Here is a 21,727-nt window from a genome sequence, read left to right as displayed (position 1 = left end):
GGCCCGGGGCCGGGCGCGGTCACCGGCGGAGGTCAGGAAGCGGGTGCGTCCTGGTCGTACATGCCGTCGATGAGATCGGCGTGGCGGGCGCGGACCACCCGTCGGCGGAGTTTGAGGGAGGGGGTCAGTTCGCCGGTCTCCGGACCCCATTCCCCGGTGAGCACGCGGTACTTCTTGATCTGCTCGGTGCGGTTCAGGCGGGCGTTCGCGGCCGCGACGGCGCGGGCGATCTCCTCCCGCACCAGGGGGTGCCCGGCCAGGGCCTCGAGTGCGGTGTCCTCGATGCCGTGGGCGGCCGCCCAGGCGGGGGCCAGCTCCGGGTCCAGGACGAGGAGCGCGACCAGGTAGGAGCGGCCGTCGCCGTGCACGAGGGCCTGGCCGATCAGGGGGTGTTCCTTGACGGTGTTCTCCACCAGGGCCGGCGCCACGTTCTTGCCGGTGGAGGTGATGATGAGTTCCTTCTTGCGGTCGGTCAGCCAGAGGAATCCGTCCTCGTCCAGCCGTCCGATGTCCCCGGTGGGGAACCAGCCCTCGGCGTCGCCCGCGCTCACCACCGAGCCGTCCGGCTGGAGGTAGCCGTCGAAGACGGTGGCGCCCCGGGTGAAGATCTCCCCGTCTTCGGCGATCCGCAGCTCCAGGCCCTCGATGGGGCGGCCCACCGAGCCGAGCCGGAAGGCGCCCGGACTGTTGACGGTGCAGACGCCGGAGGTCTCGGTGAGCCCCCACGCGTCCATGATGGTGATGCCCCAGCCGGCCCAGAAGCGGGTCACGTCGATCGGCATCGGCGCGGTGGCACTGGCCGTCCAGAGCAGCCGGTCCAGCCCGGCCAGGGTCAGCAGCGGGTCGAGCACGCGCTCCTTGGCCCGGGCGTAGGCGGCGGCCGTCGCCTCCGGGACCTCCTCGCCGCGCTCGTGGTGGGCGGCCCGGGTGCGGGCCAGGTCGTTGGCGGCGCCGATGGCGGCCCGCTGGTCCTCGGGGAGTTTCGCCAGGACGGCCCGTACCGAGGCCGCGAGCTTCTCCCAGACCCTGGGCACGCCGAAGAACTGGACGGGCCGCAGCTCGCGTACGGCCGCGGCGACGGCGGTGGGGTCGGCGCACAACCGGACGTGCGCGGCGCGCAGCAGCGGGAGGTAGACGCCGAGGATGCGTTCGGCGATGTGGGCCAGCGGCAGGTAGCTGATGTGCTCGGCGTGCTCGGGCAGGTCGGTGTTCCGGTCCAGCCGGACGGCCTGGAGCACGATGTTCCGGTGGGTGAGCCGTACGCCCTTGGGGTCGCCGGTGGTGCCGGAGGTGTAGACGACGGTGAGCGCGTCCTCCGGCCGGGCCTCCTGCCAGGACTTCTCGAAGGCGTCCGGGCTGTGCAGCCGGACCCCGCTCGCGTACAGGGAGGCGTACGTGCCGTGGCCGCCGGCTTCCTCGGCCTCGACCACCACCAGCCGCTCCAGCCGTGCGCCGGAGTCGGCCAGCAGCGGTTCCCAGCGGGGCAGTTCGCGGGCGCCCTCGACGACGGCGAGGCGGGCCCGGCTGTGCCGGGCGATGTGGGCGATCTGCTCGGGGGCGGAGGTGCCGTAGACGGTGACGGGGACGGCGCCCAGGTGGACCAGGGCGAGGTCGGTGAGCCAGTGCTCGGGCCGGTTGCCCATCATCATGAGCACGTGCTCGCCGCGTTCCACGCCCAGGGCGGCGTATCCGGCGGCGAGGACGGCGACCTTCCGGCGGACCTCGGACCAGGTGAGGGTCTCCCACCCGCCGTCGGCGCCGCTACGCCAGGACAGGGCGGGCAGTTCGGGGTGTTCGGCGGCGTTCCGGGCGAGCAGGGCGGGCAGGGTGAGCGCGTCGGCGGGGGCGGGCAGTCGCAGGTTCGTCGTCATGGGCAGCTCCTGGCCGTTTCACATCGTTGGTGCGACAGCAATACTGTTGAACCTGAGGCGCAGATCAGAGAGCGAGAGCGAGGCACAGCCGATGAGCAGCCAGGCGCAGGAGCCGACGCCCACGTCGCTCACGCTGACCGTGGACGAACTCGCCGCGCGAGCCGGTGTCACCGTCCGTACCGTACGGTTCTACAGCACGCGCGGGCTTTTGCCCCCTCCCGTGATCGGACCTCGTCGGGTGGGCCACTACGGGCCGGAGCACCTGTCGCGGCTGGCCCTGATCGAGGAGCTCCAGCTGCAGGGCATGACCCTGTCGGCGATCGAGCGCTACCTGGACGCCCTGCCGGACGATCTGAGCGCCCACGACCTGGCCATTCACCGGGCGCTGGTGGCGAGCTGGGCGCCCGACCCGGAGCAGGAGACCTCGCGGGCGGAGCTGGAGGGACGGGCCGGCCGGTCCCTGTCGGACGCCGATGTGCGCCGGCTGACGGCGATGAACGTGATCGGCCCGGCCGGCGACGGCTTCCGGGTGGATCCGGCGCTGCTGCGGCTGGGGGTGGCCCTGCTGGACGTGCCGATCGCGCACGAGACGATCCTGGCCGCGCGGAAGGTCCTGATGGAGCACGCGCGGGCGACGGCGCACGAGCTGACGGCACTGTTCCGGGACGAGGTGTGGGGGCCGTTCACCCGCGACGAGGACGACCCGGAGCGGGTGGAGTCCATGAAGGCGCTGTCCGCGCACATGCAGCCGCTGGTGGTGCAGGCGCTCGTGACCTCTTTCCAGCGGTCGCTGCGCGACGAACTGCGGGCGGCGTTCTCCCCGGAGACCGGGTGAACGCCGCCCGCGGGAAATGGAGTTACCGGCTCACACGCCACCTTCAATGATCGTCCAGCCCGGGGAGACGTCGCTCAGCGGGCCGACGTTGCGGTAGGTGCCGTTGTTGAGGGTCGAGGTCCAGGCCGTGCCGTCGGTCTTGTAGAAGAACAGGCTGTCCGCCGTCCGGCCCACCGTGTTCCACACGCCCGACGTGCCGATGTCCTCGAACTGGCCGACGTCGCCTTCCGCCGCCGTGGTGACCTTGTACGTGAGTTGTGTGCTGCTGGTCTTGGCCAGGCCCATGACGGAGTTCCGGGTGGCGATCAAGGTGCCCAGGAACACGTCCCCGTCCCTGTTGCCCGTGTTCCGGTAGACACCGCCCCGGAGCGTTCCGAACCCGACGTTGCTCTCGGGGAATTCGGTCGAACCCCTCCTGGCCGTCGTGGCCACGAGCGTGTCGCAGGAAGCGGCCATGGAGGCCCATCCGGTGCTGAAGTTGTCGTACGCACGGACCTCTCGGTACCTGCCGTTCTTCAGCGTTCCCGATCCTCCGCGGCCGTTGCCGGAGTTGTAGGCCAGCACCGAGTCCCCGGACGCCTCCAACTGGGTCCATCCGGTTGCGAAGTTGTCGTAGGTCTGGACGCGCTGGTACCGGCCTCCCGTGAACGTTCCGCTCTCCCCTTCGCCGGTGTTCGCGTTGTACAGCAGCAGGGAGTCGCGGCTCGCGGCGGCGTGCGTGTACCCGGCGGGGAGGCTCAGTGAGCCCCGGTAGCGCCAGCGGCCCGCCGACAGCGTGCCCGTTCCCGCCTCGCCCGTGCTCTTCTTGTAGAAGAAGAGCGAGGTGTTCGGGGTGGTCTGGTCGCAGAACGCCGAGGCGGAAGCGGGAGTCGCCGGCGCCGTCAGCACTGCGGCCAGCGTGGCCGTGGCAAGGGTGGCCACCAGGGATTTCCTCATGATTCTCCCCGTTCTTGGTACATGAACAGGTACTCCCCCAAGCCGTGCACCGCCACGAAAAGGACGCGTGCCAGTCCATCGTGCGCCGGGTACGGCGGCCCCGCATCCCGGGCTCCTGCCGGTAGGTTTGCGCCCATGGCAGTCATCCACAGGACCACGATGGAACCCGGAAAGCTGGAGCTCATCGCCGCATGGCTCCCCTCGCAGCCGTGGTACGGCGGCGCGGCGGGGGTCGTGCCGGACCCGGCCAAGGCCGGCGGCTTCCGGCTGGAGGACCCGGAGGGCGAGGTGGGCATCGAGTTCATGGTGGTCACCGACGCCTCCGGTACGGCACCGGAGGCGTACCTGGTCCCGCTGACGTACCGGGCCGCGCCTCTGGAGGGGGCCGAGGAGGGCCTCGTGGGCACGTCGGAGCACGGCGTGCTGGGGCTCCGCTGGATCTACGACGGCACCCACGACCCGGTGCTGGTCGCGCAGCTGCTCGCACTGCTCCAGGGGAAGGCCGAGGCGCAGCACCAGAACGAGTCCGACACCCCCGACCCCACGGTCACCCCGTCGTACGCGGGACCGGGTCTCACGGCCGGCCCCGGCGCGGCGCCGGCCGTGTCGCACACGGCCGGCGGGACCGCGATCGCGGTGGCGGCGGACGGGGACGGCGGCCCGCTGACCCTGGAGGTGACCCGCCGGCTGCGCCCCGGTGCGGGCGGGGACGCGGCGGCGGACGTACGGGGCCACGTCACCGCGGGCTGGACCGCGCCCGACGGCAGCACGGTGCGCGGGGTGTTCGCGGCCCTGCGCGGCACGGCGGGTGACGCGCAGGGCCGCTGACGCACAGGGCCGTCGGCCCTCAGTCGGTGAAGGTCTCGCCCCGCTCGGCCTTCTGCAGCAGCAGGGCCGGCGGGGTGAACCGCTCGCCGTAGGTGGCGGCGAGGTCGCGGGCGCGGGCCACGAAGCCGGGCAGGCCGCCCTCGTAGCCGTTGATGTACTGGAGCACGCCGCCGGTCCAGGCCGGGAAGCCGATGCCCATGATGGAGCCGATGTTGGCGTCGGCGACCGAGGTGAGCACCCCTTCCTCCAGGCACCGGACGGTGTCCAGGGCCTCCGCGAAGAGCATCCGCTCCTTCATGTCCTCGAACGGGATCTCGTAGCCGGGCTTGGTGAAGTGCTCCCGCAGCCCCGGCCAGATCCGGTCCCGCTTGCCGTCCGTGTACGCGTAGAAGCCGGCGCCGCCGCTGCGGCCCGGGCGCTCGAACTCGTCGACCATGCGGTCGATGACCACGTCCGCCGGGTGCTCGGTCCAGGTGCGGCCCTCCGCCTCGGCGGCCTTGCGGGTCTCGTTGCGGATCTTCCGCGGCAGGGTGAGGGTCAGCTCGTCCATCAGGGAGAGCACCTTCGCCGGGTAGCCGGCCTGTGCGGCCGCCTGCTCCACGGAGGCGGGCTCGATGCCCTCGCCGACCATCGCCACGCCCTCGTTGATGAACTGGCCGATGACCCGGGAGGTGAAGAAGCCGCGCGAGTCGTTGACCACGATGGGGGTCTTGGCGATCTGCCGGACCAGGTCGAAGGCGCGGGCGACGGCTTCGTCGCCGGTCCCCTCGCCCCTGATGATCTCCACCAGCGGCATCTTGTCGACCGGCGAGAAGAAGTGCAGGCCGATGAAGTCGGCGGGCCGGGAGACGCCTTCGGCCAGGCCCGTGATGGGCAGGGTGGAGGTGTTGGAGCAGAGCAGCGCGTCGGGCGCCACGACGTCCTGGATCTCCTGGAACACCCGGTGCTTGAGCGCGGTGTCCTCGAACACGGCCTCGATGACGGCGTCGCAGCCCGCCAGGTCGGCGGCGTCCCCGGTCGGGGTGATCCGGGCCAGCAGCTCCGCCCGCCCGGCCTCGGTCGTACGACCCCTGGCCAGCGCCTTGTCGAGCAGCCTCGCGGAGTACGCCTTGCCCTTCGCGGCGGCCTCGGCGGTGACGTCCTTGAGGACGACCTCGATGCCCGCCTTGGCGCAGGAGTACGCAATGCCGGCGCCCATCATGCCCGCGCCGAGCACGGCGACCTTGGTGACCTTGCGCGGCTCGACGCCCTGCGGGCGGCTGCGGCCGGCGTTGACGGCCTGGAGGTCGAAGAAGAACGCCTGGATCATGTTCTTCGCGGTCTGGCCGGTGACCAGCTCGGTGAAGTAACGGGCCTCGATGGTCTGGGCGGTCTCGAAGTCGACCTGGGAGCCCTCGACGGCACAGGCGAGGATGTTGCGCGGGGCCGGGTAGGGGGCGCCGTTCAGCTGCTTCTTCAGGTTGGCCGGGAAGGCCGGCAGGTTGGCGGCGAACTTCGGGTTGGCCGGGGTGCCGCCGGGGATCCGGTAGCCGGGCACGTCCCAGGGCTGCTTCGACTCGGGGTTCGCGTCGATGAAGGCGCGGGCCTTGGCGAGCATCTCCTCCGGGGTGGCGGCCAGTTCGTGGACCAGACCGTTGTCCAGCGCACGCCGCGGGTTGTACTGGGTGCCCTGGAGCAGCACCTTCAGCAGGGCGTCGGCGATGCCCATCAGGCGGACCGTACGGGTGACGCCGCCGCCGGCCGGCAGCAGGCCGAGGGTGACCTCGGGCAGCCCGATCTTCGAACCGGGGACGTCCAGCGCGATCCGGTGGTGCGAGGCCAGGCAGATCTCGTAACCGCCGCCGAGGGCGGAGCCGTTGATCGCGGCGACCACCGGCTTGCCGAGGGTCTCGATGCGGCGCAGCGACGCCTTGATGGCGTTGCCGGTGTCGAAGGCGAGCTGCGCGTCCTCGGGACGCAGCCGGACCATGTCCTTGAGGTCCCCGCCGGCGAAGAAGGTCTTCTTGGCGGAGGTGAAGACGATGCCGCGGATGGAGTCCTTCTCGGCCTCGGCTCGTTCGGCGACGGCGGCGATGGAGTCCTTGAACGCCTGGTTCATGGTGTTCGCGGACTGGTTGGGGTCGTCCAGGACGAGGGTGACGACGCCGGTCTCGTCCTGCTCCCAGCGGATGGTGCTGTTGCTGCTCATTCGGGTCTTCTCCGTGAGTGTTCGCGGGCGGGCGGGGCGGGACCGGTCAGATGCGCTCGACGACGGTGGCGATGCCCATGCCGCCGCCGACGCAGAGGGTGGCGAGCCCGTACCGCTTGTCCTGGCGCTCCAGCTCGTCGACGAGGGTGCCCAGGATCATCGCGCCGGTCGCGCCGAGCGGGTGGCCCAGGGCGATGGCACCGCCGTTGACGTTGATCTTGTCCAGGCCGATGCCCATGTCCGCGGCGAACCGCAGCACGACTCCGGCGAACGCCTCGTTGATCTCGACCAGGTCGATGTCGTCGATGGTCAGCCCGGCCTTGGCGAGCGCCTTGCGGGTGGCCGGGGCGGGGCCGGTGAGCATGATGGTGGGCTCGGAGCCGGAGACCGCGGCCGCGACGATCCGGGCGCGCGGGGTGAGGCCGTTGCGCTCGCCCGCCTCGCGGGAGCCGATCGCGACGAGCGAGGCGCCGTCGACGATGCCGGAGGAGTTGCCGGCGTGGTGCACGTGGTCGATCTTCTCGACCCAGTGGTACTTCTGCAGGGCCACCGCGTCGAAGCCGCCGAGGTCGCCGATGTCCGCGAACGACGGCTTCAGCCGGGCCAGCGAGTCGGCGGTGGTGCCGGGGCGCATGTGCTCGTCGTGGTCGAGGACCACCAGGCCGTTGCGGTCCAGGACCGGGACGACGGACTTGGCGAACCGGCCGTCCTTCCAGGCGTTGGCGGCCCGCTCCTGGGACAGGGCGGCGTACTCGTCCACGTCGCGGCGGGAGAAGCCGCCGATGGTGGCGATCAGGTCGGCGCCGATGCCCTGCGGCACGAAGTTGACGACGTGGTTGGTCATCGGGTCGGCGAACCAGGCGCCGCCGTCGGAGGCCATCGGCACCCGGGACATCGACTCCACGCCGCCGGCCAGGACCAGGTCCTCCCAGCCGGAGCGGACCTTGGCCGCGGCCAGGTTGACGGCCTCCAGGCCGGAGGCACAGAAGCGGTTCTCCTGCACGCCCGCCACGGTGTCCGGCAGCCCGGCGGCGATGGCCGCGATCCGGGCGATGTCCGAGCCCTGGTCCCCGACCGGGCCGACCACGCCGAGCACGATGTCGTCGATGGTGCCCGGGTCCAGTCCGGGGTTCCGCTCGCGCAGCGCCTGGATGAGCCCGACGACCAGGTCGATCGGCTTGGTGCCGTGCAGGGCGCCGTTGGCCTTGCCGCGGCCCCGCGGGGTGCGGATCGCGTCGTATACGTAAGCTTCGCTGCTCACTGTCAAGCCTTTCGGAGGGGTTAGCCGAGCAGGGAACGGCCGATGATCTCCTTCATGATCTCGGTCGTCCCGCCGTAGATGGTCTGGATGCGGCCGTCGGTGAAGGCCCGCGCGACCCGGTATTCGGTCATGTAGCCGTAGCCGCCGTGGAGCTGGAGGCAGCGGTCCGCGACGCGTTTCTGCAGTTCGGTGGCCCACCACTTGGCCATCGAGGCGTGTACGTGGTCCAGTTCCCCGTTGGAGTGGTCGACGATGCACCGGTCGAGGAAGGTACGGGTGACGGCGCACTCGGTGGCCATCTCCGCGATCTCGAAGCGGATGTGCTGCAGCTTGGACAGCGGCCGCCCGAACGCCTCCCGCTCCTTGACGTACGCGGTGGTGATCTCCAGCAGGTGCTCGGCAGCCGCGATCCCGGCCATCGCGATGCCCATCCGCTCCTGCGGGAGATTGCCCATCAGGTGCAGGAAGGCTCCGTTGAGCTCGCCCAGCAGGTTCTCCTTGGGCACGCGGACGTCGTTGAAGAACAGTTCGGCGGTGTCCTGCGCCTTCTGGCCGATCTTGTCGAGGTTGCGGCCCCGCTCGAAGCCCTCGGCTCCGCGCTCGACGACCAGGAGGGACAGTCCCTTCGCCCCGCCCTCGGGGGTGGTCCGAGCGACCACGATGACCAGGTCGGCCAGGATCCCGTTGGAGATGAAGGTCTTGGACCCGTTGAGCAGCCAGTGGTCGCCCCGGTCCTCGGCCGTCGTACGGATGCCCTGGAGGTCCGATCCGGCACCCGGCTCGGTCATGGCGATGGCGGTGATCGTCTCGCCGGAGCAGAAGCCGGGCAGCCAGCGGCGCTTCTGCTCCTCCGTCGACAGCGTGGTCAGGTAGGGGCCGATGATGTCGTTGTGCAGGCCGATGGCCAGCCCGGCGGCACCGGCCCGGGTGAACTCCTCGGCGATCACGGCCGCGTACCGGAAGTCGGGATTGCCGCCGCCCCCGTACTCCTCCGGCACGGCCAGACCGAGCAGCCCCTGCCGGCCGGCCGCGAGCCAGGCCTCCCGGCTGACGATGCCGTCCTTCTCCCACTGCTCGTAGTGCGGCAGCACCTCCTTGGCGATGAAGGTGCGCACGGTGGCGCGGAACGCCTCGTGCCCGTCCTCGAAGATCCGGCGCTTCATGTGTCCCCTGCCCCCTAGAGCCAGTTCTTGACGGTCTCGATGGTCCGGGCCGGATCCGGCCCGACGGGCGTGACGTTGAGCATGGTGACCCCCGCTTCCCGGAACGCCTCGATGCGCTCGCGCACGTACCCCTCCGGCCCGCAGAGGGTCATCAGCTCGCAGAACTCGTCGGGGACGGCGGCCGCCGCGTCCCGCTTGCGCCCGGAGAGGTACAGCTCCTGGATGGTCCGGGCTTCCTTGCCGTAGCCGTAGGCGACGGCGAGGTCGTTGTAGAAGTTCTTGCCCACCGCGCCCATGCCGCCCACGTACAGCGCGATCTGCGGGCGGGCCAGATCCCGGGCGGCGGCCGCGTCCTCGCCGATGGCGAGCAGTCCGCCGGCCACCGTCTGCAGCGGCCCGAGGGCCGGGTCGCGCTTCGCGGTCCCCTCGGCGAGGGGCGCGCCCCAGACCTCCCGGGCCTTCTCGGGCAGGAAGAGGGTGGGGAGCCAGCCGTCGGCGATCTCGGCGGTGAGCGCCACGTTGGCCGGGCCGAGCGAGGCGACGTAGACGGGGATGGCGTCCCGGACCGGCCGGGTGAGGATCCGCAGCGGCTTGCCGTGCCGGCCGCCCTTCTCCGGCGGCAGCGGCATGTCGGTGATGCCGTGGTGGTCGATGGTCTCGCGGCGCCAGATCCGGCGGCACAGCCCGACGGTCTCGCGGGTCCGGCCGAGCGGGCGGTCGTACGGCTTCCCGTGCCAGCCCTCGACCACCTGCGGGCCGGACGCGCCGAGGCCGAGCAGGGCACGGCCGCCGGAGAGCGCGTCGAGTCCGGCGGCGGTCTGCGCGATGAGGGCGGGCGTGCGGGAGTAGACGTTGACGATCGCCGAGCCGATCTTCATCCGCTCGGTGCGGGCGGCGAGGTAGCCCATGATCGTCGGGGAGTCGAAGCCCCATGCCTCGGCGACCCAGACGGCGTCCAGGCCGGCCGCTTCCAGGGCGGCGGCCTCGTCGGCGGCGCGGCGCGGATCGCCGGCGTAGTCGAGCAGCATGGACAGTTCCATCAGGCGTCCTTCCCGGGCTGCGCTCCGGCGGCGGGCCGGGCTGCGGGGGCGGGCCGGCCTCGGCTGCCGGGCTCGGCCTCGACGGCGGGCCGGCTTTCGGTGCCGGGCCCGGCCCCGGCGGCGCGCTCTGCCCCGTCGCCGGTCCCGGCCAGGGCCGGTACGTCCCAGTCTCGCGCGACCGCCTCGGTGTCGGCGCCGGGCAGCGCCGGGCCGCCGGGGACCGCGGCCGGGGTGGCGGAGAACCTCGGCGCGGGCGCGGGCTGCACGATGCCCGCGGCCTCGGTGAAGGTGCCGCGGGCCGCGAGGTGCGGGTGCGCGGGGGCCTCGCGGAGCGAGAGCACCGGCGCCACACAGGCGTCCGTCCCCTCGAACACCGCCGTCCACTCGTCCCGCGTACGGGTCCTGAAGCGGGCGGCGACGGCCTCCCGCAGCTCGCCCCAGCGGGCCAGGTCCTTGCGGGCCGGGGCCTGGTCGGCGATGCCGAGCAGCTCGGTGAACGTGTCGTAGAACTGCTGCTCCAGCGCACCGACCGCCATGTGGCCGCCGTCGGAGGTCTCGTAGGTGCCGTAGAAGGGGCAGCCGCCGTCGAGCAGGTTGGCCCCGCGCCGGTCCTGCCAGCCGCCGGCCGCCATCATCCCGTGGATCATGGCGGTGAGGTGCGCGGTGCCGTCGACGATCGCGGCGTCGACGACCTGGCCGGTGCCGCCGGGGGTACGGGCGTGCTGGAGGGCGGCGAGGACGCCGACGACCAGGTAGAGCGAGCCGCCGGCGTAGTCGCCGACCAGGTTGGCGGGGACGGCCGGGGGCTCGCCCGGGTTGCCGATCATGCCGAGCGCGCCGGTGACCGCGATGTAGGCGATGTCGTGCCCGGCGCTGTGGGCGAGCGGGCCCTCCTGGCCCCAGCCGGTCATCCGCCCGTACACCAGTCGGGGGTTGCGCGCGTGGCACTCGGCGGGGCCGACCCCGAGGCGCTCGGCGACGCCGGGACGGAAGCCCTCGATCAGGATGTCCGCGCGCTCCACCAGGTCGAGCACCCGGGCCGGCCCGTCGGCGGACTTGAGGTCGAGCAGTACGGAGCGCTTGCCGCGGTTGGTGACGTCGTACGCGGGGTTGACCGCGAGCCCGCCGCCGCCTGGGCGGTCCACGCGGACCACGTCGGCACCCAGGTCGGCGAGGAGCATGGCGGCGAACGGACCGGGGCCGATTCCGGCGAGCTCCAGGACGCGGACGCCGGCCAGGGGGCCGCCCGGCTGCGGGCCGGGTGCCGTGCCGTTGCCTGTCCGGTTCGCTGCGCCGTTCGCTGCGCCGTTCCCTGTCACTGCCATCGGGCCCCCAGGTAGCCGCGTATGTGACACAACTGATGTAACACCAGTGATGCTAGGAACACGTTCCACTCAGCACAAGCCCTCGACGCGAGTCGCGGGTCCTACCGGCCGGACGAACCGGAACCCCCGCGGCCCGGGGCGGCGCGCTCGTCCAGTTCCCTGATGTGGCGCTTGAGGGCCACCGCCCGGTAGCTCTCCTCCACCCACTCGCACAGCACCTCGGCGCCGGGTGCGCCCTCCTCCCCCAGCGGCACGGTCACCCAGCCGGCCCTACCGAGCCCGTAGCCGGTCGGCTCGGCCCCGGGAGCGGCCATGGCGTGCCCGTGCAGCGTCTCGTCCTTCAGCTTCACGGACACGCCCGGCGCTCCGGGGCCGTCCGCGTCACCCAGGAAGACGAAGATCTTCTTGTTGACCTTGACCACGCAGTCCTCCGGGCCCCAGGGATACTCCTCCGCGGCCTCGGGCAGCCCGCGCGCAAACTCTCGGACCTTCTCCCACTTGCGCACCGCAGCCTTCACCGACACCTCCATTTACCGCAGGTCACACCTGCTCGCACGGACAGCCGGGGCTCACGCTAGCCTCAGCCACCGACACCAGTTGGGAGGAGCGGGGATGAACAGGCAGGACGCGCCACAACGCGCTTACGACGTGGTGCTCTTCGGGGCGACCGGGTTCGTGGGCGCACTGACCGCCGAGTACCTCGCGGAGCACGCCCCGGCCGGCTGCCGGTGGGCGATCGCGGGCCGCGACACGCGCAAGCTGGAACGCCTCCGCGACCGGCTCGCCGCACTGAACCCCGACTGCGCGAAGCTGCCGCTGCTGCGCGCGGACGCGACCGACCCGGAAGCCGTACGGGAACTGGCCTCCGCCACCCGGGTGCTGGCCACCACCGTGGGCCCGTACGTCTGGTACGGCAACGAACTCGTCGCCGCCTGCGCCGAGGCGGGCACCGATTACGTCGACCTCACCGGCGAACCGGAGTTCGTCGACCGGACCTACGTCGACCACGACGCGCGGGCCCGCGAGACCGGCGCCCGGATCGTGCACGCCTGCGGCTTCGACTCCGTACCCGCCGACCTGGGCGCGTACTTCACCGTCCGACAGCTGCCCGAGGGCGTTCCGCTGACCGTCGACGGATTCATGAGCGGCGGGGGCCTGTTCTCGGGCGGCACCCTCGCCTCGGCGCTCACCGCCCTCGGCCGCGGCCCGCAGACCCTGTCCGCGGCCCGGGACCGGCGGCTGCACGAGCCGCGGCTGCTGGGCCGCCGCGCCCGGGGGCCGGTCGGCGCCCCGCGGTTCAGCCGGGAGACCGGCACCTGGGCCCTGCCACTGCCCACCCTCGACCCGCGGATCGTGACCCGGTCGGCGGCCGCGCTGGAGCGCTACGGGCCGGACTTCCGGTACCGGCACTACGCCTCGGTGGCCCACCTTCCCGTGGCCCTGGGCGGCGTGGCCGCGGTCGGCACGGTGGCGGCACTGGCCCAGGTGCCGCCGGCCCGGCGCTGGCTGATGAGCCGCTGGGAGCCGGGCCAGGGCCCGGACGCGGAGCGCCGGGCGCGCAGCTGGTTCCGCGTCCGCTTCGTCGGCGAGGGCGGCGGCCGCCGGGTGTTCACCGAGGTCTCGGGCGGCGACCCGGGCTACGGGGAGACCGCGAAGATGCTGGCCGAGTCCGTACTCTGCCTCGCCCACGACGACCTGCCCACCACCGCCGGCCAACTGACCACGGCGGTCGCGATGGGCGACGCCCTGCTGGACCGGCTCCAGCGGGCGGGCATCCGGTTCCGGGTGGCGGACGTACGGGAGGGGCGGGGGTGACGGGGTGGTCGGGCCTGCCGGGCCTGTCGGGCCGACGGTGGTGATTTCGGGCTGACCATGCTGCTGTCGGGCTGACCGGACCGATCTGCTCAGCCGGCGTCCCGGAGGGCCCTCCGGCAGAGTGAGTCGGCCAGCCGGGTGGTTTCGGGGATCCGGTAGCGGGGGCTCAGCGCAAGGGCGTGCGCACAGGCGTTGTCGAGCGAGATGCGATGTCCGACGGACACGTAGACCGGCTTGATGCCGTCCTGGGTGCGCACCGCCCGGCCCACCTCGGCGCCGTCGGGGGCGAGGAGGGGGGAGACGCTGCCGCGCTGCGCGCCCGGCTCCTCGTAGGTGAAGGTGAAGGGGTTCTTCGCCACGCCCATGGCGGGCAGCCCGGTCACCACCCCGAGGTGGCAGGCCAGTCCGAAGCGGCGCGGGTGCGCGAGACCGTAGCCGTCGCAAACGACGAGGTCGGGGGCGGCGGTGAGCGCGTCGAGCGCGGCGAGGACGGTGGGCAGCTCGCGGAAGGCGAGCAGGCCGGGGACGTAGGGGAAGCTGACGTGCCCGACGGCCGTCGCCTCCTCGACGACGTCCAGCGTGGCGGCGTCGAGGACCACTGCGGCCGCCGCGACGAGGTCCCGCTCGTCGTCGTACGCGACGTCCACACCGGCGACGAGCCCCTGGCCGACGGCCGGCCCGTCCTCGCCGAATATCACGAGACTACGCAGTTCGTCTTGTATCGCCCGGGCCTCGGCCTCGTCGGCGGGGGTTTTCACGCTCGTCATGATGCGACGAGAGTAGCCTGACGATCATGTTCGTAATGGAGTTGACCTACACGGCCCCCATCGAATCCGTCGAGGAGGAGATGGACGCCCACACGGCGTGGCTCGACGACCAGTACGCGGCGGGCATCTTCCTGGCCTCGGGCCGCAAGGTACCGAGGGACGGCGGCGTCATCCTGGCAGGCGGCGTCTCGCGCACCGAGATCGAGAAGATCGCGGCGGAGGACCCCTTCGTGGTCGCGAACGTCTGCACATACCGCATCACGGAATTCATCGCGACGAGGACGTCCTCGGACCTGTCGACGGTGAAGGAAATCCCGACGGTCTGAGGCGGCCGGGAAGAGGCGACCAACCGACCGACCGGAGACGATCGGAGCCGATTGGTTGGCGGGTGGGGTCGGGCGTGTGCTGGTGCTTCGCCTGGGCGGAATCAGGTGGTGCCCGGGGGTGGCCCGTCAGTCCCAGTGTCATTACGGGTCCGTCAGTCCTGTCAAGGGCGCTCCTTCGTCGCGTCGCCCGGAGGGCGATGGCCCGTTGGGCCACCCTTGACAGGCCTGCCGGCCCCGCAACGACAAGGACTGTCGGGCCGCCCCCGGAGGACGGCACGGGGGGACCCAAGGCCAGTCGTCATCGGCTCCGGAGGGCACGGGCAGCAGCTCCGCTCGGCCGGCCGCCCTCCGGGCGGGAAGCCGAATCCCAGTCGACGGGATCACTGCACGAAAGGGCGGCCAGGGCGCCCCAAATCGCTACATGCGCATTCGGGGAATGGCGGCTGACGGGCCGTCCGTGCTCGGGCCGATCAGAGAGGCGGCCAGAGCCGCCGTCGATCGCTACATACTCCTGCCGTCTCGGCGGCCGATGGGCCGCCTTGGGTCAGGACCACAGGCAGCCGCCCATGGCGCCACGACGACCTGCAGATGCCGACCGCCGGGGCCTGCGGCCACAGGGCGGCGATAACGTGCACCCATGAGGTGGCGGGGACCTACATATCGGCTGGTCGACGGGGAGAGAGTCGACGGCGAGTGGTGTCACGTGTGGCGTCGCGGGTGGGGCAGTGCGTATCAGGTGGAAGACCTGTTCGCCTTCGCCGACGGCGCCCTCCGCTGTGACGGGCTCACCGACGTGTCCGGCCTGAAACGGCTCATGCTCTCCGGCCGCATCTCACCAACCGATCCGGCCCACCGCAACCTGCCGCCCGAGCCGTCGAGATGGCGGTCCCGCCGTCCCGCGCCGGTCACTCCGGATGGATTCATCCTGGAGGTCACGGACCGCATCGACGCTCTCAACAGCCGTCCGACGAGCACGGACCGCTGCTGGGACGCGATCCACCGCTACCGCGACGAACCCACGGAACCCAACCGCCTCGCGCTGCGCGCGGCCTACCTGAAGGTCCCCCCACACCTCCGGATCCACGTACTCGGTGACATAGACCGTCAGGACCGCCCTCTCCGCATCCTCACCACCGACACGGGGCAAGCCGTCGATGGCGACGGCCCGGTGGTCACCGCCTTCATGCACCAGCAGACCCTCGACTACTTCATCCGTGCGGAAGACGCCCGCCCCACGCCGGCACCCCACACCGTCGCCCTCCCCGACCTCGACATCACGGACCTGCTGACCGCCGCCCAGGACCACTCCCCCGGCACCCGGCTATCCGTGCTGGCCGGACTCCTCCGTACGAAAATCTCCCAACACCCCGACCTCGCCGAAGCGCTCCTCTCCACCGGCGACGCCCCCCTCCACTACGCCCACCCGGCCTCCCCCTACTGGAAAGCGCGCCTCCCCCACCTCCTCGAACTGATCCGCTCCGAACTGAGCCTGTCCGCCGCCGACTGAGCAGCACCACGTAACGATCGATGACGGATCACCCCCATCTGGTCGGTCCGAAGAGCGACGGCCCATCAGCCGCCATTCCCCCATGCGCACGTAGCGATCGACGGCGGCTTATGTCCGGCCCCTGACGGGCCGAATCCGCTGATCAGCAGGAGCACGTAGCGATCTGGGGCGCCCTGGACGCGCTGGCGTGCAGTCATCCTGACGACAGAGATTCTGCTTCCGCCCGGAGGGCGGCTGGCCGAGCGGCAGCCGCTGCTCGTACCCGCCAACGCCAGAGCAGGATGGCCTTGGGTCCCCCCGTGCCGTCCCCCGGGGGCGGCCCGACAGTCCTTGTCGTTGCGGGGCCGGCAGGCCTGTCACGGGTGGCCCAACGGGCCATCGCCCTCCGGGCGACGCGACGAAGGAGCGCCCTTGACAGGACTGACGGACCCGTAATGACACTGGGACTGACGGGCCACCCCCGGGCACCACCTGATTCCGCCCCAGCGGAGCACCGGCACACACCCGACCCCACCAGGCGCGATGATCCCGCCCAGCCGAAGTCCGGTCGCCCCGACCCCGCCAGGCGTGATGGTCCCGCCAGCCGGAGTCCGGTCGCCCTGACCCCGCCCGACCCCCGTCCTTCCTCAGCGCACCTCCAGCCTCCCCACCCTCCCCTTCTCGCCCGCCGCCCAGCACGCGGTATCCGTGCAGTCCACCGTGTCGAACGAACCCTCGTCGCCCAGCGGCCACCAGGTCCTGCCGCCGTCCAGCGTGATGTCCGTGCCCGTCGGACCCACCGTCAGTGCGGCCGGCGGCAGGAACGGGAGCCAGGCGACGCCCGAGCGGTACGCCGCGGGCGGTGCCGACGACGGCCGCCAGGTCCGGCCCGTGTCGGCCGTCGTCGCCGCAGCCTGCGGCGACGGTTGGCCCGTACGGTAGTCACCGCCGACCGCCAGTCCCCGGCCACCGCGGAAGGCCAGTCCGAAGACCCCCTTCGCCGGATCGCCGCCCGGCACAGGCGCGTCCGTGACCGTCCACGTGAGCCCCCGGTCACCGGAGTGCATGACGCGCGCGACCGCGCCACCGCCCGTGGCCAGCCACACGTCCCGCGGTCCCGAGCTCACCAGACACTGCCCGCTCGCCGCGAAGCCCGCCTCGCCCGCCAGGGCGGTCGGCATGCCGTCGTTCGGGAGGACGTTCCAGCTGCGCCCGCCGTCTCGCGTCGACAGGATGCGGAACCTGCCGTCCACGGGATCGCTCATGGCCAGGCCGTGCCGGGCGTCGAAGAACGTCAGGCAGTCGTAGAAGGCCCGCGGGTCAGGGTTACGGAAGCTCTCCGTCCACGTCGCGCCCGCGTCCTCCGTGCGGAAGATGCGCGAGTCCTCGCCCTCACCGATGGACAGCGCGACGGCGCGGCGTGCGTCGAACGCCTCGATGTCGCGCAGTTCAAGGCCCTGGGCACCCGGCGGTGACACGTTCTGCCAGCTCCGCCCGCCGTCCGCCGTGCGCAGCACGGTGCCCTTGGAACCCGACACCCAGGCCGTGGACCGGTTCACCGCGGCGAGCCCGCGGAAGCGGGCGTCCGTCCCCGTCGCCTTCACCGCCCATCCGACGCCCCCGGCCCGGCTCCCGGCAGCCAATCCGTCCGCCAGGTCAACAGCACTGCGCCCCAGGCCCTGCCCCAGGCCGTGCCCCTGGCCCGGGCTCTGCCCCTGGCTCGCGCCCCGGCTCCCTCCCCGCGCCCCTTCGTCAGCCCGTGCCGCAGGCACGGTGAGCAGCCCCACGGCCAGCATTGCCGCGCACATGCCAACCCCAACTCCCGAAAGTCTCATGGCGCCGGAAGCTAACGCACCCCGGAGATCCACGTCCAGGGTGCCTCCGGCCACCGCTTTGGGCCTGTGGAGTGATCGCGAATCGGCCGTAATTCAGCACCTCGCCCCCGCCCCTCACCGGGCGCCGGGGCCCAACCCGGCCACCCGCCGATTACTCTGTGCGATCGCACGGGCCACATCCGGCCATTCGGTGACGCAGGTCACGCACCCCTCGCATGCACGGATCCGGCAGATCCAGCGTCTAACCGGATGCCGGGCCTCACCCCACGCCCGGAGCCGATCCGCTGCAAGGGAGCGAGCCATGATCACTGTCATCGAGCAGGCCGTGGAGGCCCGACTGGTCGCCACCGCGCCGAAGGTCGAGACCGTTCCCGTCACTCTCCGCTACGACCGCTCGGACCCCTTCGCGCTCCACATGGCTTTCCCCGCCCCCGCGACCCTCGAAGGGATCGAGGTGTCCTGGACGTTCGCTCGCGACCTGCTGACCACCGGTCTCGACCGCCCGGCCGGCCACGGCGACGTCCGGGTGCGGCCGTACGGCGGAGGCCGGACGGTGGTGGAGTTCCACGCTCCCGAAGGCGTGGCGATCGTGCTCATGGACACCGTCGCGCTGCGACGTTTCCTCGACCGCTCGTGCACGGTGGTCCCCCCGGGCATGGAGCACCTCTACCTGGACATGGACCACAGCCTGGCCGAGCTGATGCGCGGCACCTGCTGACCCACGGCCCCTGCCCCACGGCCACTCACCCACGGCCTCTCACCCACGGCCTCTGCCGCACGGCCGCTCACCCACGGCCGCTCACCCGCCCGCCCTGCGCTCCCGCACCCACCCGCTCCCCTCCCCGTAAATCGTTTGCGGGCGGTCGCAAGCCGCCCGTAAGTTCACAAGAGCCACCACCTCCCCTTCGAATGGAGTAGGACGTTGCTCTTCTGAGGTTCGAGACACCTCCCTTCCCGCCGGTGTCTCCCCACGTTGCAGTTCACCCTTCACGCAACCTGGAGACCTCCATGAGTCACGCCCACACCAACGGCAACAGCAACAGCAACAGCAACAGCGGCGGAAACGGCAACAGCCACGCCAAGGCCCATGCCAAGGCCCCCGCCAACGCCACCTTCATCACCTGCTCCTCCCTCTCCTTCGAGTGGCCCGACGGCACCCCCGTCTTCGACGGCCTCGACCTCACGGTCGGCCCCGGCCGCACCGGCCTGATCGGCCTCAACGGGTGTGGCAAATCCACCCTCCTGAAGCTCATCGCCGGCGAACTCCGGCCGCTCGACGGCCGGACCGCCGTCACCGGCACGGTCGGCTACCTCCCCCAGGGCATCGCCCTCGACTCCACCGCCGCCGCCCTCCGCGTGGACCAGGTGCTCGGCATCGCCGACACCCGGGCCGCCCTGCACGCCATCGAGGCGGGCGAGGCCACCGAGGCGAACTTCGCCGCGGTCGGCGACGACTGGGACGTCGAGGAGCGGGCGCACGCCGCGCTCGACCGGCTCGGTCTGGGCCGGATCGGGCTGGACCGCACCGTCGGGGACCTCTCCGGGGGCGAGTCCGTACTGCTCCGCATGGCCGCGCTGCTGCTCGCGCGGCCCGACGTACTCCTCCTCGACGAGCCCACCAACAACCTGGACCTGCGGGCCAGGCGGCGGCTCTACTCGGCGGTGGACTCCTGGTCCGGAGTGATGGTCGTGGTCAGCCACGACCGTGAACTGCTGGAGCGGGTTGACCAGATCGCCGAGCTGCGCGAGGGCGAAGTCCGCTGGTACGGGGGCAACTTCACGGCGTACGAGCAGTTCGTCGCGGCCGAACAGACCGCGGCCGAGCGGATGGTCCGGGTCGCCGAGGCCGACGTACAGCGACAGAAGCGCGAACTGGCGGAATCACACATGAAGTCGGCCCGCCGGCAGCGCTACGGAAAGAAGATGGAGGAGAACGGCCGCGTCCCTCCGATCGTGGCGGGCAACCGCAAACGGTCCGCGCAGGAGTCGGCCGGCAAGCACCGCACCCTGCACACCGAGCGGCTGGCCGAGGCGCGCGAGCGGCTCGACCAGGCGGTCGAGGCGGTGCGGGACGACGACGCGATCCGGATCGAGCTGCCGGCCACGGCGGTGCCCACGGGCCGGCGCGTACTCACCCTGAGCAAGCTGGAACTCGCGCACGCGGGCGGCGTACGGGCTGTCCCGGGCGAGCTGGACCTGCGCGGACCGGAGCGGATCGCACTGGTCGGGCGGAACGGGTCGGGCAAGACCACCCTGCTCCGGACGATCGCCGGGCTGCTCGAACCGGTGGCGGGCGAGGCGGTCACCCATGTTCCGGCACGATTCCTGCCGCAGCGGCTGGACCTGCTGGACGACGGACTGTCGGTGGTGGACAACGTGGCGCAGTTCGCGCCCGAGGCCACCAACAACCGGATCCGGGCGCGCCTCGCGCACTTCCTGTTCCGGGGCGCACGGGCGGAGCAGCCGGTGGGCACGCTCTCGGGCGGTGAGCGGTTCCGGGCGACGCTGGCGGCACTGCTGCTGGCGGATCCCGCGCCCCAGCTGCTGATGCTGGACGAGCCGACGAACAACCTGGACCTGGCGAGCGTGGGCCAGCTGACGGACGCGCTGGAGTCCTACGAAGGGGCGCTCGTCGTGGCCAGCCATGACGTGCCGTTCCTGGAGTCGATCGGCATCACACGGTGGCTGCTGCTCGACGGCGGCCTCCGGCCGACGACGGCGGAGGACGTACGGGCCTCCCTGTGGGACGCCTGACGGAGGTGGCAACACACGGCAACCAAAGGGTGACCACATGACGTAATCGGTGGACCGGACGGGCGCGTCTCATTTTCGCCCGTCCGGACGCCCCCTCACCTGCATACATAACAGAATGTAAAGGGACATAGCGGTGGGCCGGACTTGGCCGCCCTTGACGCCATGCTTAACCTACGGGTTCGTAGGCTACGGAACCGTAGGTAATTCGCTTGTCCCCCCAGGAGCACCCGTGACGATCACTTCTCCCCACCTCGGCAGCTCGGAGGCGTGGACCGACGCGAAGCTTCTGTACGCGCTCGAAGAAGTGGTGGAGAAGGAGCTCAACCGGCACCTGCAGATCACCAAGGACTGGATGCCGCACGAGTACGTGCCGTGGGGCGACGGCCGCAACTTCCCCGGGTTCTTCGAGGACGGCGAGGCCTGGGACCCCAGCCAGTCCAAGGTGACCGAGATCGGCAAGATCGCCCTCGTGGTGAACCTCCTCACCGAGGACAACCTGCCCAGCTACCACCACGAGATCGCCACCCTCTTCGGCCGCGAGGGCGCCTGGGGCACCTGGGTGCACCGCTGGACCGCCGAGGAGGGCCGTCACGGCATCGTGATGCGCGACTACCTGCTCGCCTCGCGCGCCGTGGACCCGGACAAGCTGGAAGCGTTCCGGATGCAGCACATGTCGGAGGGCTTCGAGTCCGACAACCGGCACTCGATGCTGCACTCGATCGCGTACGTGGCCTTCCAGGAGCTCGCCACCCGCATCTCGCACCGGAACACCGGCCACCAGTCCGGCGACCCGGTCTGCGACCGGATGCTGGCGCGCATCGCGGCCGACGAGAACCTGCACATGATCTTCTACCGGAACCTGCTCGGCGCGGCCTTCGAGATCGCTCCGGACCTGACCATGCAGGCCGTCCGCGACGTGGTGGTCAACTTCCGGATGCCCGGACACGGCATGCCCGGCTTCGAGCGGATGGCCGCGCAGATGGCCATCGGCGGCGTCTACAACCTGCGCATCCACCACGACGACGTGCTGGCGCCGGTCCTCCGCTTCCTCAAGGTCATGGAGATCCCCGACCTCGGCCCGGAGGGCCGGCAGGCCCAGGACGAGCTCGGGCTGTACATGGACGGCCTGGACGCGGAGGCCACGAAGTTCGACGAGAAGCTGGCGGCGCGCCAGGCCCGTCTGGCGGCCCGCAAGGGCTGACGACTCCTTCACGCCTCGCTTCACCCGGTGTGACGCTTCACCCGGTGTGACCTGGCCGAATCCCCGTCCCCCTTGGGGGTGACGGGGATTCCGCCG

At 71.7% G+C, this 21,727-nt stretch carries 18 protein-coding genes; 8 read left to right on the top strand and 10 right to left on the bottom strand.

Annotated features, from left to right (window positions below):
• Nucleotides 1–32 precede the first annotated feature (32 nt).
• On the bottom strand, nucleotides 33–1,871 hold the full coding sequence (locus AB0O36_RS02290) for an AMP-dependent synthetase/ligase (RefSeq protein WP_365102827.1): 1,839 nt from the start codon (nucleotides 1,869–1,871) through the stop codon (nucleotides 33–35).
• Between the two features lie 91 nt (nucleotides 1,872–1,962).
• Here AB0O36_RS02290 and AB0O36_RS02285 point away from each other — a divergent pair, with 91 nt between their 5' ends.
• Nucleotides 1,963–2,706: a MerR family transcriptional regulator gene (locus AB0O36_RS02285; RefSeq protein ID WP_365102824.1), complete on the top strand. Its 744-nt coding sequence runs from the start codon at nucleotides 1,963–1,965 to the stop codon at nucleotides 2,704–2,706.
• A 30-nt stretch (nucleotides 2,707–2,736) separates the two neighbouring features.
• On the opposite strand, the gene AB0O36_RS02280 is transcribed toward AB0O36_RS02285, so the two are convergent.
• On the bottom strand, nucleotides 2,737–3,627 hold the full coding sequence (locus AB0O36_RS02280) for a hypothetical protein (protein ID WP_365102822.1): 891 nt from the start codon (nucleotides 3,625–3,627) through the stop codon (nucleotides 2,737–2,739).
• 150 nt (nucleotides 3,628–3,777) lie between these two features.
• On the opposite strand from AB0O36_RS02280, the gene AB0O36_RS02275 reads away from it, so the two are divergent.
• Nucleotides 3,778–4,470 (top strand): 1,4-alpha-glucan branching protein, encoded by a 693-nt coding sequence (locus tag AB0O36_RS02275; RefSeq protein WP_365102819.1) that lies wholly within the window; start codon nucleotides 3,778–3,780, stop codon nucleotides 4,468–4,470.
• Nucleotides 4,471–4,489: 19 nt separating this feature from the next.
• On the opposite strand, the gene AB0O36_RS02270 is transcribed toward AB0O36_RS02275, so the two are convergent.
• The 6 genes from AB0O36_RS02270 to AB0O36_RS02245 all read right to left on the bottom strand — a co-directional run bounded on the left by AB0O36_RS02270 (nucleotide 4,490) and on the right by AB0O36_RS02245 (nucleotide 11,977).
• A complete protein-coding gene (locus tag AB0O36_RS02270) occupies nucleotides 4,490–6,658 on the bottom strand; it encodes a 3-hydroxyacyl-CoA dehydrogenase NAD-binding domain-containing protein (protein ID WP_365102816.1) in 2,169 nt (722 codons plus the stop codon).
• 46 nt (nucleotides 6,659–6,704) lie between these two features.
• The gene (locus AB0O36_RS02265) at nucleotides 6,705–7,919 is read right to left on the bottom strand and encodes an acetyl-CoA C-acetyltransferase (RefSeq protein WP_365102814.1); all 1,215 of its coding nucleotides are present in this window, start codon (nucleotides 7,917–7,919) and stop codon (nucleotides 6,705–6,707) included.
• A gap of 20 nt (nucleotides 7,920–7,939) precedes the next feature.
• Nucleotides 7,940–9,082 (bottom strand): acyl-CoA dehydrogenase family protein, encoded by a 1,143-nt coding sequence (locus AB0O36_RS02260; RefSeq protein ID WP_365102811.1) that lies wholly within the window; start codon nucleotides 9,080–9,082, stop codon nucleotides 7,940–7,942.
• 14 nt (nucleotides 9,083–9,096) lie between these two features.
• Complete coding sequence (locus AB0O36_RS02255) at nucleotides 9,097–10,122, bottom strand: LLM class F420-dependent oxidoreductase (protein ID WP_365102808.1); 1,026 nt, start codon at nucleotides 10,120–10,122, stop codon at nucleotides 9,097–9,099.
• Nucleotides 10,122–11,447 carry a CaiB/BaiF CoA-transferase family protein gene (locus tag AB0O36_RS02250; protein ID WP_365102806.1) on the bottom strand — a complete coding sequence of 442 codons (1,326 nt, stop codon included), beginning with the start codon at nucleotides 11,445–11,447 and terminating at the stop codon, nucleotides 10,122–10,124. Before AB0O36_RS02250 ends, AB0O36_RS02255 begins: the two co-directional genes overlap by 1 nt.
• A gap of 101 nt (nucleotides 11,448–11,548) precedes the next feature.
• Nucleotides 11,549–11,977, bottom strand: coding sequence for an MmcQ/YjbR family DNA-binding protein (locus AB0O36_RS02245; RefSeq protein ID WP_365102804.1), 429 nt, complete (start codon nucleotides 11,975–11,977; stop codon nucleotides 11,549–11,551).
• Between the two features lie 82 nt (nucleotides 11,978–12,059).
• On the opposite strand from AB0O36_RS02245, the gene AB0O36_RS02240 reads away from it, so the two are divergent.
• Nucleotides 12,060–13,262 (top strand): saccharopine dehydrogenase NADP-binding domain-containing protein, encoded by a 1,203-nt coding sequence (locus AB0O36_RS02240; protein ID WP_365102801.1) that lies wholly within the window; start codon nucleotides 12,060–12,062, stop codon nucleotides 13,260–13,262.
• A gap of 89 nt (nucleotides 13,263–13,351) precedes the next feature.
• Here the strand turns inward: AB0O36_RS02240 and AB0O36_RS02235 are convergent, their stop codons facing one another.
• Nucleotides 13,352–14,029, bottom strand: coding sequence for an endonuclease V (locus tag AB0O36_RS02235; RefSeq protein ID WP_365102798.1), 678 nt, complete (start codon nucleotides 14,027–14,029; stop codon nucleotides 13,352–13,354).
• Between the two features lie 26 nt (nucleotides 14,030–14,055).
• Between AB0O36_RS02235 and AB0O36_RS02230 the strand changes: the two genes are divergently transcribed.
• Both AB0O36_RS02230 and AB0O36_RS02225 read left to right on the top strand, forming a co-directional pair.
• Nucleotides 14,056–14,355, top strand: a complete 300-nt coding sequence (locus AB0O36_RS02230) for a YciI family protein (protein ID WP_365102795.1) — start codon at nucleotides 14,056–14,058, stop codon at nucleotides 14,353–14,355.
• A gap of 736 nt (nucleotides 14,356–15,091) precedes the next feature.
• Nucleotides 15,092–15,862, top strand: coding sequence for a DUF1768 domain-containing protein (locus AB0O36_RS02225; protein WP_365102793.1), 771 nt, complete (start codon nucleotides 15,092–15,094; stop codon nucleotides 15,860–15,862).
• A gap of 626 nt (nucleotides 15,863–16,488) precedes the next feature.
• Here the strand turns inward: AB0O36_RS02225 and AB0O36_RS02220 are convergent.
• Nucleotides 16,489–17,484: an oxidoreductase gene (locus AB0O36_RS02220; protein WP_365102791.1), complete on the bottom strand. Its 996-nt coding sequence runs from the start codon at nucleotides 17,482–17,484 to the stop codon at nucleotides 16,489–16,491.
• Nucleotides 17,485–17,977: 493 nt separating this feature from the next.
• On the opposite strand from AB0O36_RS02220, the gene AB0O36_RS02215 reads away from it, so the two are divergent.
• The 3 genes from AB0O36_RS02215 to AB0O36_RS02205 all read left to right on the top strand — a co-directional run bounded on the left by AB0O36_RS02215 (nucleotide 17,978) and on the right by AB0O36_RS02205 (nucleotide 21,631).
• On the top strand, nucleotides 17,978–18,394 hold the full coding sequence (locus AB0O36_RS02215; protein ID WP_365102788.1) for an SsgA family sporulation/cell division regulator: 417 nt from the start codon (nucleotides 17,978–17,980) through the stop codon (nucleotides 18,392–18,394).
• Between the two features lie 398 nt (nucleotides 18,395–18,792).
• Nucleotides 18,793–20,430: an ABC-F family ATP-binding cassette domain-containing protein gene (locus tag AB0O36_RS02210; protein WP_365103262.1), complete on the top strand. Its 1,638-nt coding sequence runs from the start codon at nucleotides 18,793–18,795 to the stop codon at nucleotides 20,428–20,430.
• Nucleotides 20,431–20,659: 229 nt separating this feature from the next.
• Nucleotides 20,660–21,631 (top strand): acyl-ACP desaturase, encoded by a 972-nt coding sequence (locus tag AB0O36_RS02205; protein WP_365102785.1) that lies wholly within the window; start codon nucleotides 20,660–20,662, stop codon nucleotides 21,629–21,631.
• Nucleotides 21,632–21,727 lie beyond the last annotated feature (96 nt).

It is taken from the genome of Streptomyces sp. NPDC089799 (assembly GCF_040684755.1).
In the GTDB taxonomy this organism is placed as follows: domain Bacteria; phylum Actinomycetota; class Actinomycetes; order Streptomycetales; family Streptomycetaceae; genus Streptomyces.
This window is presented reverse-complemented; position numbering and strand designations above follow the sequence as displayed.

Excerpts from the sequence above, each read along its gene's own strand:
- AB0O36_RS02285 (WP_365102824.1), top strand. The coding sequence starts at position 1,963 with ATGAGCAGCCAGGCGCAGGAGCCGACGCCCACGTCGCTCACGCTGACC.
- AB0O36_RS02290 (WP_365102827.1), bottom strand. The coding sequence starts at position 1,871 with ATGACGACGAACCTGCGACTGCCCGCCCCCGCCGACGCGCTCACCCTG.
- AB0O36_RS02250 (WP_365102806.1), bottom strand. The coding sequence starts at position 11,447 with ATGGCAGTGACAGGGAACGGCGCAGCGAACGGCGCAGCGAACCGGACA.
- AB0O36_RS02240 (WP_365102801.1), top strand. The coding sequence starts at position 12,060 with ATGAACAGGCAGGACGCGCCACAACGCGCTTACGACGTGGTGCTCTTC.
- AB0O36_RS02245 (WP_365102804.1), bottom strand. The coding sequence starts at position 11,977 with ATGGAGGTGTCGGTGAAGGCTGCGGTGCGCAAGTGGGAGAAGGTCCGA.
- AB0O36_RS02255 (WP_365102808.1), bottom strand. The coding sequence starts at position 10,122 with ATGGAACTGTCCATGCTGCTCGACTACGCCGGCGATCCGCGCCGCGCC.
- AB0O36_RS02260 (WP_365102811.1), bottom strand. The coding sequence starts at position 9,082 with ATGAAGCGCCGGATCTTCGAGGACGGGCACGAGGCGTTCCGCGCCACC.
- AB0O36_RS02275 (WP_365102819.1), top strand. The coding sequence starts at position 3,778 with ATGGCAGTCATCCACAGGACCACGATGGAACCCGGAAAGCTGGAGCTC.
- AB0O36_RS02215 (WP_365102788.1), top strand. The coding sequence starts at position 17,978 with ATGATCACTGTCATCGAGCAGGCCGTGGAGGCCCGACTGGTCGCCACC.
- AB0O36_RS02270 (WP_365102816.1), bottom strand. The coding sequence starts at position 6,658 with ATGAGCAGCAACAGCACCATCCGCTGGGAGCAGGACGAGACCGGCGTC.
- AB0O36_RS02230 (WP_365102795.1), top strand. The coding sequence starts at position 14,056 with ATGTTCGTAATGGAGTTGACCTACACGGCCCCCATCGAATCCGTCGAG.
- AB0O36_RS02235 (WP_365102798.1), bottom strand. The coding sequence starts at position 14,029 with ATGACGAGCGTGAAAACCCCCGCCGACGAGGCCGAGGCCCGGGCGATA.